The organism is Azoarcus taiwanensis (assembly GCF_012910885.1).
Lineage (GTDB): Bacteria > Pseudomonadota > Gammaproteobacteria > Burkholderiales > Rhodocyclaceae > Azoarcus_F > Azoarcus_F taiwanensis.
Genome location: NZ_WTVM01000098.1, coordinates 1 through 14,529, shown reverse-complemented (window position 1 = coordinate 14,529; position 14,529 = coordinate 1). Strand labels below are relative to the sequence as shown.

The 14,529-nt window shown below is 67.7% G+C and carries 14 protein-coding genes; 1 reads left to right on the top strand and 13 read right to left on the bottom strand.

All coding sequences use genetic code 11. The features are described 5' to 3' along the window. The 7 genes from GPA21_RS14525 to GPA21_RS14495 all read right to left on the bottom strand — a co-directional run. Window positions 1-591 (bottom strand): TIGR03759 family integrating conjugative element protein (locus tag GPA21_RS14525; RefSeq protein WP_168988853.1); only part of this gene is annotated, 591 nt, incomplete at its 3' end. After that, window positions 588-1,253, bottom strand: coding sequence for a hypothetical protein (locus tag GPA21_RS14520; protein ID WP_168988852.1), 666 nt, complete (start codon window positions 1,251-1,253; stop codon window positions 588-590). The genes GPA21_RS14520 and GPA21_RS14525, both read right to left, overlap by 4 nt. Further along, entirely contained in the window at window positions 1,250-1,819 is a 570-nt protein-coding gene (gene pilL2 / locus GPA21_RS14515; RefSeq protein ID WP_168988851.1) for a PFGI-1 class ICE element type IV pilus protein PilL2, read from the bottom strand. Before pilL2 ends, GPA21_RS14520 begins: the two co-directional genes overlap by 4 nt. A gap of 300 nt (window positions 1,820-2,119) precedes the next feature. Beyond that, a complete protein-coding gene (locus GPA21_RS14510; RefSeq protein ID WP_168988850.1) occupies window positions 2,120-2,434 on the bottom strand; it encodes an integration host factor subunit beta in 315 nt (104 codons plus the stop codon). Window positions 2,435-2,497: 63 nt separating this feature from the next. Beyond that, entirely contained in the window at window positions 2,498-4,261 is a 1,764-nt protein-coding gene (locus tag GPA21_RS14505) for an ABC transporter ATP-binding protein (protein WP_168988849.1), read from the bottom strand. Further along, window positions 4,245-6,023 (bottom strand): ABC transporter ATP-binding protein, encoded by a 1,779-nt coding sequence (locus GPA21_RS14500; RefSeq protein ID WP_168988848.1) that lies wholly within the window; start codon window positions 6,021-6,023, stop codon window positions 4,245-4,247. Before GPA21_RS14500 ends, GPA21_RS14505 begins: the two co-directional genes overlap by 17 nt. 9 nt (window positions 6,024-6,032) lie before the next feature. Next, window positions 6,033-6,818, bottom strand: coding sequence for an outer membrane lipoprotein-sorting protein (locus GPA21_RS14495; RefSeq protein ID WP_168988847.1), 786 nt, complete (start codon window positions 6,816-6,818; stop codon window positions 6,033-6,035). A gap of 223 nt (window positions 6,819-7,041) precedes the next feature. Here GPA21_RS14495 and GPA21_RS14490 point away from each other — a divergent pair, with 223 nt between their 5' ends. Continuing rightward, window positions 7,042-8,025, top strand: a complete 984-nt coding sequence (locus GPA21_RS14490) for a helix-turn-helix transcriptional regulator (protein ID WP_211163613.1) — start codon at window positions 7,042-7,044, stop codon at window positions 8,023-8,025. Window positions 8,026-8,072: 47 nt separating this feature from the next. Here the strand turns inward: GPA21_RS14490 and GPA21_RS21200 are convergent, their stop codons facing one another. From GPA21_RS21200 to GPA21_RS14460, 6 genes are all read right to left on the bottom strand, one after another. Continuing rightward, window positions 8,073-8,708 (bottom strand): 4'-phosphopantetheinyl transferase superfamily protein, encoded by a 636-nt coding sequence (locus GPA21_RS21200; protein ID WP_168988846.1) that lies wholly within the window; start codon window positions 8,706-8,708, stop codon window positions 8,073-8,075. Window positions 8,709-8,772: 64 nt separating this feature from the next. After that, complete coding sequence (locus GPA21_RS14480) at window positions 8,773-9,768, bottom strand: alpha/beta hydrolase (protein ID WP_168988845.1); 996 nt, start codon at window positions 9,766-9,768, stop codon at window positions 8,773-8,775. 1 nt (window position 9,769) lies between these two features. Further along, window positions 9,770-10,615 carry a class I SAM-dependent methyltransferase gene (locus GPA21_RS14475; RefSeq protein ID WP_168988844.1) on the bottom strand — a complete coding sequence of 282 codons (846 nt, stop codon included), beginning with the start codon at window positions 10,613-10,615 and terminating at the stop codon, window positions 9,770-9,772. Between the two features lie 4 nt (window positions 10,616-10,619). Continuing rightward, complete coding sequence (locus GPA21_RS14470; RefSeq protein ID WP_168988843.1) at window positions 10,620-12,578, bottom strand: saccharopine dehydrogenase NADP-binding domain-containing protein; 1,959 nt, start codon at window positions 12,576-12,578, stop codon at window positions 10,620-10,622. Further along, window positions 12,575-13,681, bottom strand: coding sequence for a saccharopine dehydrogenase NADP-binding domain-containing protein (locus GPA21_RS14465; RefSeq protein ID WP_168988842.1), 1,107 nt, complete (start codon window positions 13,679-13,681; stop codon window positions 12,575-12,577). Before GPA21_RS14465 ends, GPA21_RS14470 begins: the two co-directional genes overlap by 4 nt. Before the next feature lie 9 nt (window positions 13,682-13,690). Continuing rightward, a partial coding sequence (locus GPA21_RS14460; RefSeq protein ID WP_168988841.1) for a thioesterase II family protein occupies window positions 13,691-14,529 on the bottom strand: 839 nt, incomplete at its 5' end.

The window sequence follows — 14,529 nt, the reverse complement described above, 5'->3', positions numbered from 1 at the left end:
GATGTGCGTATCGTCTGCACGGCTGCCGACCACGTAGACGTCGAACTCGGCGCCGGAGGCCTGCAGCCGCTGCACCGCCTGGTCGCAGGCGGCGCAGCCATCCTTGACGAAGACCGCGGTGCGGCCCGTGCTTTGCACGAGGCCGGCGGCCGACGTGGCCGGGCTGATACCGGGCAGGCTGACCCGCTGCATGCCGGGTGCCAACCGCTGCCAGGCCGCGTCGTAGGCGCGCTGGTAGGCGAGCATCTTCTCGACGCGGCGGGCTTCGGCCTGCACCTGCAATTCCGCGTAGCGGCGACGCTCCTCGTCGGAGCGCGCTTCGATGCCCAGGGCCGTGAGTGGGTCGAGGTTGGGCGAATAGACGCCCAGGGGGCCTTGCATCAGTTCGCGGTAGCGCGCCCATTCGTCGGTCTGCAGTCCCCAGTCGCGTGCCTGCTGCTCCTCGCTGCGGATCGTGGCCACCGGCCGTTCGCGGCTGGGCACGATCACAGAGGCTGCGGTGCCTCCGGTGTCCTGTGCGGTCGCGGCATGGGGGAGGGCAAGTGCCGACAGGAGTGCTGCGAGGATCGGAGCCAAGCGGTGGCGCTTCATCGTGAGCCGCCCTGATGCGCCGGAACGGCGATGCGAAGGTGCTCGCCAGCCTGATGAAACGTGGCGTGCCCTTCCTCGATGGATTCGAGCCGCCAGCCGTCTTCTTCCTCGCCGACACGCAGCAGGCGGACCTGGGACAGCGCGCTCGCCCCATGCGGCCGGATCGACAGAAAGCGCTCGTCGGCGCGCAACTCGACACCGAGCAGCTGGAAAGACGGCCCAGCCGGTTTCGGCCTGGGTCTCTCCGGGGCGGGTGGACGCGGTGCGGCTTGGGATGTCGGGCGAAGTGCCTGCCGCGCTTCCAGGTGAGCCAGGCGATCCTGCAGAGGCCGCAGATCGCCGGCGACCAGGCGCTCACCCAGCGCCAGTTCGATGTCGGCCAGACGCTGGGTCACGGCCTGGTGCTCGGTATCGTAGCGTGCCTGTGTCACGGCGGCGGGTTGCCGCCGAACCAGTTCGACCTGCTCGGCAAGTTCGGCCAGACGGCCTTCGAGTACGGCCACCTGTGCGCCGGGTGCTCGGGTCTCGGCCTGCTCGGCCAGGTCCGAAAGCGCGACGTGATCGATCAGTACGACGGCACTGATGAGCAGCAGCCAGGTGGCGGTGGCGACGCGCAGCAGCGTCGTGCGCCGCCGGTCGGCTGAAGCCGGCGCGACGGTCATGGCTGGACCTCCGTCGAAAGCGGAAATGTCTCGGCCTGATGGCCGGTGTCCGGGAGGGTTGGTCGCGGTGGCTCAGGGACATCCGGCTGGGCTTGGGTGAAGCAGACCTGGCGCGTGCCGTGATCGACCTGCAGGTCCCAGGCCGGGCCGGCCAGGGTCAGCAGTGCATCGCGCAGCACGACCGGACCGAGCCGGTAGTGGGCCGCCGGCAGCGGCAAGGTCAGCAGCGCATCGGCATCGTGCGCGTCGCACAAGCGATAGCCGGAACGCTGCAGGACGTGTCGCAGGGCATCTCCGACGCTGGCGTGCAGGGTGTCCGGCACGGCCACGTCGACCACTTGGAGCAGCAGGTCCTGCTGGGCAGCGGTCGGTGCGAGTTCGACCAGGGTATAGCGGCCGTAGCGCACCACCGGGACGTAAGCCGGTGGTGGTGCCACCGATTCGACGGCTTGCGCTGGGGCGACAGGAGGCGACGACGGCGGTGCGCTCGCGCAGCCTGCCGCCAGGGTGGTGGCCAGCAACAGGCCACTGCGCGCCGTCCAACGGGACGGAAGGGCGGATTGCATGGATCGGCTCTCGGCGATGTCGAACCGATACCATCGCCATCCGGGAAGGGCGCATCAGCAAACAATGTGATTCGTCGCTTTGCCGATTTATCGAATTGCAGGAAGCTCCTTGCTCGAAAATGCGTCACCGCTGCGGGGCTGTGATGCGTCGGAGGGTGGTGGACTTATCGAGAGAGTTATCCACAGTTTCTGTGGAGAAACGAGGAGGTGGGCTATCGGCGGGTTCGGTTGCGTTCGATGCTTGCCTGGGCGATCGGCGAGATTGAAACGGTGCAGGTCCGTCGGACGACGAGGCCCCCCTCAGGCGGCCCTTTTGTGGGCGGCGGTCACAATGGGGGCAACATCCACCCGTTCCCGCAACTCCTTGCCGGACTTGAAGTGGGGCACGTACTTTCCGGAGACATGCACCGTCTCGCCTGACTTGGGGTTGCGGCCCACGCGTGGCGGCCGGTAGTTCAGCGAAAAGCTGCCGAAGCCGCGAATCTCGATGCGGCCGCCACGGCTGAGTGTATCGGTCATGGCGCCGAGGATCCCCTTCACCGCGTCTTCCGCGTCCCGCGCGACAAGCTGGGGGAAGCGCTGTGTGAGACGCTCGATGAGTTCTGTCCTTGTCATCGGGCGATTATATCAATCGAAACAGCGGCTTTGCGTGCGGTGAAACCCGTGATGAAAGGGGACTCACTGCGTGACGGTCTGCAAGGCCCACATGTCGCGATACAGCCCTCCAGCCCGGAGGAGTTCGTCGTGGGAGCCGCGCTCGATGATCCGCCCCTGTGCGAGCAGCAGTATCTGGTCGGCGTGTTGGATGGTGTGCAGCCGATGGGCGATCACGATCACGGTGCGCCCTTTGATCAGGTGCGAGATTGCCTCCTGTATCTCATGCTGCGCTTCCGGATCGACCGAGGCGGTGGCCTCGTCGAGCAGAAGCACCGGGGCGTCCTTCAGCAGGGCGCGGGCGATGGAGAGCCGCTGGCGCTGGCCGCCGGAGAGGCGCTGGCCGTTTTCGCCGATGGGGGTTTCATAACCCTGTGGGAGTTGCCGGATGAACTCGTCACACCAGGCGGCACGGCAGGCGGCCATCACGTCGGCGTCGGTGGCGTCTGGACGACCGATGCGTACGTTCTCCAACACACTGCCGTCGAACAGCTGGACGTCCTGGAACACGAAGCTCAGGTGGTCGTAGAGCCGGTCCGGACCCAGGTCGCGGAGGTCGACGCCACCGAGGGTGATCCGGCCCTCCTGTGGATCGAAGAAGCGGGCCAGGAGGTGCAGCAGGGTGCTCTTGCCGCTGCCCGAGGGGCCGGCCACGGCGACGATCCGGCCTTGGGGTGCGCGGAAGGAGACATCCCTGAGCACCCACTCGGCGCCGGCGTCATAACGAAAGCCGACGCCCTCGAAGGCCACCTCGAACCCGTCGGGCTCGGCAGGTTTTGGCGAATCGGGGAGAGGTGGGCGGTCGAGCAGCGCCTGAACCCGGACCTCGCTCCGGGCCATGGCGCGCAGCTCCGTGAGCAAGGCGGCGGCGTCCAGCAGGGGGTCGAGCAGCTTGTAGGCGACCATCGCGAACAGGAGCCAGTGCAGCGGCGCGAGTCCGTCACCCTTGGCCAGCCAGGCGCCGCACAGCAGCAGCGCCACCAATCCCAGTTCCAGGCAGAGGCGATAGAGCTGCACCGAGCCGCCGGCCCAGGCCTCGACCCCCATGCTGCTGTTGCGGATCGCCTCGAAGCGCCGGTCCAGCCGCTCCCACCAGGCTCCGGCGCGGTTGAACAGCCGCAGGGTGCGTATGCCGGTGACGAACTCCACCAGCAGGCCGGACACCTCCAGGAACTGCTCCTGCTTGCGATCGGCGCGGGCAAGGAAGAAGCGGCGGGCCGCATTGAGCGCCGCCACGGCCAGCGGCAGCGTGACGACCAGGCTAAATGCCAGGCGCCAATCGATCCAGAGCAAAGCGATCACGAACAGAAAGGGCACGGCCGCCGCGGCCACCCATTCGGCCGTCAGGTGGGTGAAGATCTTCTCCACCCGGTTGACGTCGTCGGTGAGCACCGAGGCCAGGCGCCCGGAGCTTTCCTGCTGCAGAGCGCCCAGAGGCAGGCGCCGCACATGGTCGATTACCGTTTCCCTGTAGGAAGCAGTGAGCTCGTAGGCCCCGGTAAAGCTCTGCAGCTGGCCAAGATAAGAGAAGACGAGTTGCCCGGCCAGGAGGACGCCCAGTGCCACGCCGTACGTCACCATCCGGTCATCGTTGCCGATCGTTTCCACAAGCTCCAGGCCTGTGCCGCTCTTCTGCAGCAGCTCATCGAACCAGGCATAGGCGAGAAAGAAGGGGGCGATGGAGAAGACGCGCTCCATTACCCGCAGCGACAAACCCCAATAGAACAGGCGTGGGCCTCGCTGGCCCGCCTGGATCACACGCTTCAGGAGATCAAGAAACGCCGGCATCGAGCAACTCCTCCTCTCCGATCGTCCAGCTCTCGCCGACGCTCTGCCGGTGCCATAACCGCCGATAGAGTTCACATCGGGCGAGGAGCTCGACATGGCGACCCGCGTCCACGAGTCGGCCGCTCTCCATGACCAGTACCTGGTCGGCCTGTTCGATGGTGTAGAGGCGGTGGGCGATCACCAGCAGCGTCTTGTGCGGGTACGCCTCGTGCAGCGCCTTGTAGAAGGCCCGCTCGGTCAGGCTGTCGGCGAACGCGGTCGCCTCGTCCAGTACCAGCACGGGTGAGTCGGCCAGCAGGGCGCGGGCGATGGCGATGCGCTGGCGCTCTCCGCCGGAAAGGCGCACCCCGCGCTCGCCGACGCGTGTGTCGTAGCCTTCGGGCAGCGCCGAGATGAAGGCATCGGCCTGGGCGACGCGGGCAGCCTGCCGAACCGTCGCCTCGTCGGCTTCGGGGCATGCCAGCTTCAGGTTCTCCATCAGCGTGCCGCGGAACAGAAAGGCCTCCTGGGTGGCCACCGAGACCAGCGAGGCCCGCTGCGCTTCGTCGAGGGTATCCAGGGAGATGCCATCCAATCGGATGGTCCCTTGTTGCGGCCGGGCCAGCCCGCCCAGCAGATGGGCGACGGTGGATTTGCCCGCCCCGGAGGGCCCGACCATGGCAGTCAGTTTTCCGGGCGGCAGTTCAAAGCTGAGATCGTGCAGCACCGGCGTGTCGTCGTAGGCAAAGGAGATGGCGTCGAAGCTGACCCCCGGCGTGGCGGCCAGCGCGGCCGGAGATCTACGGTCGGGTGGCGACCAGGCGAGGAAGGGGGCGATACGGCGCACGCCACCCAGGATTTCACGGATCTCGGACGAGAGGCGTGCCACCTTGAAGAGCGGCTTGAGCATGCCGGTGCCGAGCATCACCGCCAGGATCAGGTCCGGCAGGGACAGCGCGCCCTGGCCCACCAGCCACACGCCAGTCGGCAGGATGAAGAAGATGTTGGCGCTGAGCAGCACCGTGAACACCGACCAGCCCGGTATGGTGCGGCGGATGACTGCGGTGACTAGGCCTTGGTAACGGTCCAGTACACTGCGCATGCGGAGGAAGGAGCCTGCCTCCTGCCGGAAGGCCTTCATGACCGGGATGTTGCGTACATACTCGACCGTGGTCCCGCTCAGTTCGCCGACGGCCTGATCGAAGTCCCCAATGCGGTCGCCCATACCGCGCATGAACAGGCACTGCGTCTGGGCCGCCAACGGCACCACCGCCAGGGCCGCCAGCGCCAGCCGCCAGTCCAGCCAGAGCAGAAACAGCGCCACGAACAGGGGGCCGGCCAGCGCGGCCATGCATTCGACCGAGTGGTGGGCGATGAACTGCTCCAACCGTTCCACGTCCTGCATGATGATCTTCTTCAACTCGCCTGAACTGTAGCCTTGCAGCCAGGTGAGTGGCGCCCACACCAGCCGCCGGGCCAGGTCCCGTCGCAGGTTCGCGAGGACTTGATAGGCCGCGCGGTGGCTGAGGTAGTAGGCGAAGGAATACAGCCCGTACTTGGCCACCAGCGCCACGGCCATCCACCCCGCGAGGCGGAGCAATCCATCGGCAACCTGCGTACCGGACAGCACCAGCACGATGGATTGATAGAGCAGCCAATAGGGCAACAGCTCGAACAGGGCGGCGACGGCGGTCACCGATACGGCTGCCAGCAGCGGGCCCCTTTCGTCATGCAGCAGGCCAAGCAGCACGCGCCATGGTGATGGGTGGGTACAGTCGGTCATCCTGCCCACTTAGCGCAGGTGGCCGCGCTGGATGGTGGCCACCTCGAATAGGGAATCCCGCAGGCCAGTGTCGTGCTGGATCTCCTCGACGGTCAGGACGGTGCGGTGATCCTCCTGCACGTTGTGCATTTCGGTGCTCACCTGGACCCAGAACCCGTCCTGGAGGCGGGCCTCGAGCACCCGAAGGGTTTTCAGCAGGCCATCCTTGTCGTAGTACTCGACACGGATCGGGAGGTCGGCGTCCTTGCGCACCCAGATCTTCTTTCGCTTGTAGCGCTCCGTCGTGTCCTTCGGCACCGATTCGACCACCCAGCAGTCGATGCCCTCCAGCGTCTCCTCGCCCAGCAGGCGGTGGTCGTCTTCGTCCACGCTGCGATCGCCCAGGTCGTCGTAGGTGAAGTCGGAGCCCATGAAGGTGTCGTTGCGTGACTCGCCCATGATGCGCCGCACCCGCTTCAACGCCGGCAGGTAGAGCCAGCGGTCATCCTCGCGGGCGGGATCGGCGTAGTCCCAGGAAAGGAAGGTGGTGCCCTTCACGTCCGGCGGATCGAGCAGGGCGAGCACCTTGCGGCTGTCGGCGCCGTAGTCCTTGGCCAGCGACAGCAGGCGGCGCACCCGCTTGCTGCCCTGGCGGTTGATCAGCTCCATCACCAGAATCGAACGGCGGTCCTCCCCGTCCGGCCGTTCATCGACCCGCTTCATGAGCACGTAGGCGTCCGGGGGCGCCGCGTGAACGGACAGGGCGACGACGGGGGAGATGATCAGGCACAAGAAAAGCACGAGGTGCAGGGGCATGGCGGATTCCGTGGGTTGCTTCGAACCAGGGAGACAAGCCTAGCCACCAAGCCACTCATGCGACTCCCCGCATCGGAAACGGGACTGTCCGGATCGGGAGTCATTTGCCTCAGGAATGGACGCAGTCACCGGTAGCCATTTTCTGCACATGGTTGCGAATGAGTCGCATTCAAGCTATAAGCATGTATCGCGTGATGATTCCACTGTCGTCCAGGAGGAGCCAATGCAATGCACGGCCACACAACCCATTGACGGCGTGACTCCGTTGCGGACCTCGAAGCTCTTCGGCGGTGAGCATTCCGCAGCGCAACCGGGTCCTGGGGGGCGCGGTGCGTTCAAGGCCGCTTTGGTCGAGCCACGGCCCGGAATGGTTGTGGGGCTGTACAACGGCAATGGTCGTGACGAGTTGCGGGTCAACCTGCTCAATGACAGCCGCTATGTGCATTTCTCCTGCCTCCTCGGCGGTACGTCGCAGGGAAGGGTAAGGGGGATCGCGATCGCTCCCCGTGTCGGCGAGGGGCATATCGGATATGCACCGGGAGAGCGGTTCTCGGTGTGGTACAGCCCGGACTACCGCCACCTGGAGCTTATGCTGACACCCGAGATGCTGGGCGAACTGGTGGGTGACGAGTTCGAGCGTATCGGTGATATCCAGAGTGGTTTCATCATGCGGGCAACGCCACCAGGCAGCCGGACCATCGACGCCGCGACGCGACTGGCGCAACGCGTCGAACACCAGGGCGCGTCGCCATTGCTGCTGCATGCCGCCGTGCTCGAGTTCCTGGGATGGCATTTCGAGGGGTTGAACCGCAACGGCGTGCAGGACGCCGTGCCGCTTCGAGAGCGCAGGCGCCTGCTGGCGGCACGGGAGCGGCTGCTCGAAGACCTGAGTGCGCCGCCCACGATCGCAGAGTTGGCCATGGAGGTGGGGCTCAACCAGCTGAAACTGAAGCGGGGCTTCAGGTCGCTGTTCGGCATGGGCGTCTATTCACTGTTTCAACGCCATCGCATGGAGCGGGCAAGGGAGCTGCTGTATCACTACAATGTGACGGAAACGGCGCTGATGCTGGGATACAGCAACATCAGCCACTTCAGCACCGCGTTCCGCAAGCAGTTCGGCGTGCTGCCCGGCGAGGCGCGCAAGAACACGCTCATATCGGTGCAGTGCCCCTCCCATTTGTCGAGCGGCATCTCGGGATCTGCCTGACGACAGCCGGTGGGTCCAGAGTGCATCGTGGTGCAGCGTCGCCTGTTTCAGATGCCGCGCTCGATTCGCAGCAGTCGTAAGCGCGTCCAGGGGGATAGGCATGCAACGGCGAGGTGGGCGCCGCCCTCCAGCTTCCTGTGCTCGGCATGCCAGAGTTCATCCCCATGCCTGCAGCGGTATTGGGTCGGCGCGCTCGGCTCCAGCCGCAGTTGCGTGAATGGCAGCGCCAGGCCGATCCCGACCCCCTTGCTGACCGCCTCCTTCAAGGTCCAGGCGGTATAGAAGCGATCGACGAGGGAGTCCGGTTCGCGGGCAAGGCGGTCGTCCGGGTGCAGCGCGAGGGACAGCATTCCCTCGGGGAGCGCGCTGTCTCCCTGTTCGATGTCGACGCCCACGGGAGCGGAGCGGGATATCGCCAGTACCACCCAGTCTCCGCTGTGGGAGAGGTTGAAATGGAGTTCGCGCCCCACCAGTTGGGGCTTTCCCGCCCATTGGCGTTCGAAGCGCAGCTGCGCTCCGGGCACACCGAGCAACACGCCGAGCAGGCGCCGTTTCAAGGCGTGGGCGGCGAAGAAGCGATCCCGGTCGGCGGCGACACGGAACTGCCGGCTGCGGTCGAACTCGTCGGCCGAGAGCAGGGTCGGGGCAAACCCGGCCAGGTCGGCGCTTCGGGCGGTTGCCACGAGCAGATCTCCTGCTTCCAGTCTCGATCCACCACTGGCGCCGCCCCAGGTCAGGACATCGGCGTCACCGAGGGTGTGCACGGTCCAGCGGTGGCGGTTCGGCCGGGCCGCCTTGCGCCAGGATGAAATCGCCCATGTCCGCAACGGCCCGCGTGCGAATTCCCATGTGGTCGGTGTCGGCGAGCACGGCGAGGCGGCCCCTGTCCGGGCGCGCCGTGGCGAACAGCCGGTCGAGCCTGGCCGCGGAGATCAACTCGTCGCGATCGCCGATCAACGCCAGCACCGGCGCCGGCAGCGCCGCCAGCCGCTGGCTCGCGGGCTGCTCGGAGAACAGCCGTCGCAGCAGAGTGCGGTCATAGACGTCGGTCAGCAACGGATCGCGCCCGGCGCTCGCGAAGCGCCAGTTCTGTCTGACGGTCGGATAGCCGTCGGCGAACATTCCGGCGGGGTTGATCGAGTTCATGGTGCAGACCAGCGGGCAGTCGACGCCGATATCGGCGCCAGCGAGATAGGGCGCCAGGAGCAGCAGGCCACTTACTGGCCGGCCGGCCAGCGCCATGCGCTGCAAGAGTTCGGGGCGTGTCACCACGTCGGCGCCAAGCGAGTGGCCACCCAGGTAGCGCGGCACGTCGCGGTCGGGCAGCGCAAGCAGCGCCTTCTCGAGAAGGCGGTCGATGGCGGTGCTGGACGGCAGGTGGCCGCGCGTCCCTCCGGAGCGGCCGTGGCCAGGGAGGTCGAGGAGGCGTACGGCGATGTCCCGGGTGTTGAGTTCGCGCGCCATGTCCCGGTACCAGCCGGCATGCAGCGAGGTGCCGTGGATGAACAGAAGCCACGCCTTGGGCGCCCGAGGCGGCATCAGGTCGGTTACCGCCACCGGCGCTGCGCCGTCAAGCTCCAGCCAGGAGACTTGCTCGTCGAGCGGGGCCTGGTCTGGAAGCACGAGGGGAGCGACCGGCCCTTCGGCGACCGGGGGAAGAAAGAAACCGCCCGTGGTCAGCGCCACGGCCAGCGCGACGAGGAGGAGGGAAGGCAGCCACGCGAGGTGGGTTGGTCGTGGCATTTCACCGGGTCCGTACGAGGTGAAGCAGGAGATAGCTGCGTCGCACCCGCTTTGGCAACGGCAGGAGCCGCCCCAGGCGCGGGAAGCGCGCCCTGAACAGGCCGGGAAAGAGGGCCTCGGCGGCATGAAGCTGGAAGCCGGTGGTAGTGACATAGAAGCGTTCGGGATCGTTCGGGGCCAACGCGAAGCGCACCGTGGAGGTACCGGTGGCCCGCTCCGCGCGCCGGTTGTTGTGGCGGGTCAGGTGCGCGTTCTGGACGTCGACGATGATCTCGCACCCGCCCGGTTTGGTGGCGAGGTTGGCCAGCAGGCGCCGTTTCTCTTCGGTGTCGAGGTAGTCGATCATCCCTTCGATGACGACCATCAGCCGGTTTCCCTCTTCGGGCGCCGCGCCGGCCACGGTTGCCTGCACCTCGCCCGGCATGGCGATGACCCGGGCGTACTCCCGCGCGTAGGGGCTGGTATCGAGCAGCGCGCGCTTGCGTGCCAGCAGCTCCGGGAGATCGAACTCCAGGTAGCGGCGCAGGCCGGGCCGTTCGCCCAGGTTGTACCAACGGGAGTCGAAACCGGCGCCGAGGCTCCAGACCTCGTAGGTGGCGCCGTTCGCCTCCCACTCGCGGAGCCGGGCGTCGAGCAAGCGGTCGATAGCGGCGGCCCGCTGGGCGATACCGTGCACGGTGAAGTACTTTAACCGCTCGGCGAATGGCGGCATGCCGAAACGGTGGATGAGCCACGCCGACACCGGCCGGTGCAGCGCCCAGGCGGCACCGGCACTGACGTGGCAGCCGGCGGTCAGCCAGGCGGTCTGCTGCAGGCCGCCATCGATCAGCGCTTCATGTTGGTTCACTGGACTACCCTCCTGTCGCTGACGCGACGGTGGGTCGGCTTTGCACAGCCGACCCGTTTCCCAGGCACGGAGCGGTGCTCCACGAAACCCCTGCTGCCTCGACCTCCAGGGGGGCTCGCAGCGGACGGAGGGATATCTCGGCCGTACCATCCTCCCCGGTGTGCCATTCAAGATCGAGACCGGCCGCGCGGGCCAGGCCGCTCAATGCCTCCCGCTCCATCTCGCGCACGAGGCCGGAGAGTTCCGGGCAGCCGAGGAGGTGGAACAGGATGGCGTAGGCGCAGTTGTGTAGCTGAAAGGTGTCGCCGTCGCGCCGAACCTCCAGCACGCCCAGGGCTTCGCAGTCATCGAGGTAGGCTGACCAATAGTCCTGGACGGCCGCGACCGGGTCCGGGAGGAGGGCAAACAGCTCGGGGTCGGGCCACAGCCAACGCATCTCCATCCGGGCGCTGTCGAGGAACATGCGTCGGTAGAGCGCCAAGGCGCGCTTCTGCCCGAGCACCCGCCGTATCTCGCCATAGCCGGCGGCGAACAGGCTGAAGTCGCGGGCGATCGTTGGCCAGGGGGGCTGGCGGCGGCGATAAAGCGCGGTGCTCTGGCGGAGTCCGAACCAGCGCTTGGCAATGCGCGGCAGCAGGGCGGCGAGTCCGGTGACACCCAACTCGCTGCGCAGTGTGGTCCACAGATCCGACTGAAGTAGATAGGTCTGCTGAAGTCGGCGAAGTGCGGGGGGCAACGGCACGGCTGCCGAGTACCAGCTTTGGCGATAGTGGCGCAGCGTGCGGACGGACTCGCCTGTCGTCTGGCACCATCCGAAGCGGAACCGCTCGGCGTCGTGTTCGGCAAACGACGCCGGCCGGATGAGTACGCCCCGCCGACGCAGGGCGTCTCCGAGCCGGCGAACCTGATCCGGCGTGGTGTGGCCGTCCAGGCTCCACACGCCGGGGGGCGTTTGCAGCCAGCCCGCCACGATGCCATCGATCACGGCGCACACCATCGCCGAGGTGAGGTCGTACGCGGAGAGCGGGCCGTGTACCGCCAGTCCATCTTGGGGCCGATCATCCGGATAGACCCAGAGGGTGGTGGCGGGGTCGGCGCTACGCCGTCGCTTCGCCGCCTGGCCGCTGGCGTGGAAGCGACGTGCCACCGCCTCGCGCAGGGCAGGGCCAGGGGCGATGGCGGCGATGGTGCGGGCGAGGCCCTGGGGCAGGAACTGGACATGGAAGCGGCTGCCCAGGCCGGTGATACCGGCCTGGGCGCCGCTGCGGACCAGCGTGGCCGTTTCGGGTGTGGCGTAGGGGATCAGCGCGAGGGGCTGGTCGTGGCCGGGGAAGCGGAAGCGGCTGGCTGCGTCGCGCCAGGGGCTAGCGATCCGCTGGCGCCGGCCGTCGCGGTAGATCTCCAGCTGTTTGCGGAAACTCGCCACGAGGGCGTGGGGGCTGGTCTTGCCACCACCGTGGGCCGCGCCCATGTAAAGACGGGAGCGGTAAAGACCGGCGGCGGAGGCGTTCCCATGGGCCAGTTGCAGCAGCAACAGCGTGGAGAGGCCAGGGGACAGCCCAAGGCCGGTATAGATGCGGCAACCGTTTGCGGCGGCCTGCTGCTCCAGGGCCAGGATGGCATCGCCGGCGGCGAGGCTGTCGTTGATGTCCACGCAGTCCACGCCCGCCTCCAGACACAGGCTGTGGGCGCGAGCGCCGACGTGTTCCATCGGCCCGAGGGCGATGATGGCGAGGTCGAAGGCGCGCAACCGATCGCGCGCCTCGTCCGGCCGCTCGATATCCAACTCGCACCAGGTCACCCCCGCCGGCAGTTCCGCCTCGCCATCCCGGTGGCGCGAGGCGCTGACAACGCGCAGCGCGGGATGGTGCAGCCTGAGATCCCTGACAATACGGCGGCCGCTCTCGCCGCTGCCGCCGATGACCACCACGCTGCGCGGCGCCCGATTGATCTCCGTGCTCATGACTCTTCGATTTCCATGTGGGTGGTGATGGCTGCGGCGTTGAATTGCGCCATGAACTCGCTGGCGTCTACCGCCTCGTGCAGCATGCGCACCGCAGGCGATATGCCGACCGCCGACGTCAGTTGGCGGGCTGCGATCCCCATCGCGGTCCCGGTGGCTCGATAGGTGTCGGCCACCTGCAGGGTGCCGCGCGTGGTGGTTCCATCGCTGTAGCGCACGGTGGCAGAGATGGCGAAGACCGGTTGCAGGCGGCGCATGTCGCGCGCCGAGGCGCGGACCAGCCACTGGGCGGCGCGGTCGATTCCGCGCGGCGTGCGATGCAGCCGCAGCAGCTTGGCGGCGACGCTCACCAGTGCCGAACGCGGGCCGTTGTTGGCGCCGTAGACCCGCACCGAGGGGATGGCGAACTCCCGCCCCAGGCGGCCGATCTCCTCGGTGTAGGTGAGGGCGGAGGTGACCTTGCCGATCGGCGCGGGCAAGGTGGGCTTGGCGAAGGCGTGGGAGAGGCGGATACGCTGCAGCCGGCCGTCCTCCACGGCGCAGAAGCCCCGCTCGGCGCCGAAGTCGCCCAGGCTGTGGACGATGTCCCAGGCCGACGCGTAGGTCCAGGCATCGCGGCCGACGTAGTGGCACTCCAGGCCCACCGGCTGGCGGCCGGCGCCGTGGCGCTCGATGAGGTGGCGCGGGAACAGGCCGGAGAGACCCGGCAGCAGGCCAGCGTTGATGACCAGCGGTACCGGCACGGACCGCTCCCGTTCGATGGCTTCCAGTTCGCGCAACAAGGGGTCGTAGCCGCCCGGGTCGAGCAGCGGCACGGTGCGGTCGATGCAGGCCCGGGCAACCCGGTTGCCGATCAGGCCGGAGGGGCCGATGCCGGCGATCACCAGGTCGTGTTCGCCGCACAGGCGGGACAGCCTCGCCTCGTCGCTGACATCGACGCTGGCGGTGGCGACCCGACCGTTGGCCGCCGCGAGGTCCGGCGGCAGCGGATGAAGGTGGCGACCGGCCAGGGTCAGGCGGTCCTCGCCGTGGGCCAACAGATAGCGGGCGGTCTCCAGGCCGACCCGGCCGAAGCCGCCGAGGATGAGTATTCGCGCTGACACCGCTCCCCCTCAGCCCGGCAGCCGCATCGCTGCCAGCACGCTCAATCGGCTGGCCAGGGCCTGCGGGTGGCTCTTGATCAGCATGTGCCGTCCGGGCAGGGTGGTGAAGCGGGCATGGGGCACGATGCCGCGCCATGCATCCGCGCCGTCGCGTATGCCCTCGTCCTCCTCCTCGTCACCGGTCAGGATGGTCGTCGGGGTGCTTGCAGGCAGCGCTTCACCGAACTCGTATTCCACCATCGACCGGGTCTGCTGGCGCAGCAGGGCGAGGTAGGCGTCGCGCTCGGTGGGGGCCAGGCCGTCCGGGTCGAAGCCGTAGACACGCCGCGAATAGTCGAGGATGGTCTGGTCGTCGTTGATGGCGATCCAGTCCAGCTCGGTGGTGACGCCGGGCGGGTTGGCGGCGACGATGGCCAGGTGATGGCCGGGGGCACCGGCGGCCTCCAGGCGTCTCGCGGTGTCGAAGGCCAGGTAGCCGCCATAGGAGTAACCGACCAGCACCGTGGGCAGGTCGGGCAGCATCTGGAGGTGGCTTGCGACGGTGCTGCCCAACTCGGCGATGGACGCCACGGCCTGAGGGGCTGCTGACGGTTCGGCCGGTGAGACGGCGAGGATTTCCGCGTCGGCCGGGAGGTGGCGCGCCAACTCGACGAAGGTCGAGGCATTGCCGCAGGCATAGGGGAACAGTACGAAGCGCCGGGTGGCAGCGGGCGGCGAGGCAAGCGCCACCAGCAGCGATGGGTGCTCGGCGGTGGACGGGGTCTTGGTTGCCAGGAAGGCCGCCGATTTCTCGAGGGTGTCGTGGGCGAACACCTCGCGCAGGCCGAAGCCCTCGCTGCCCTCCTCCC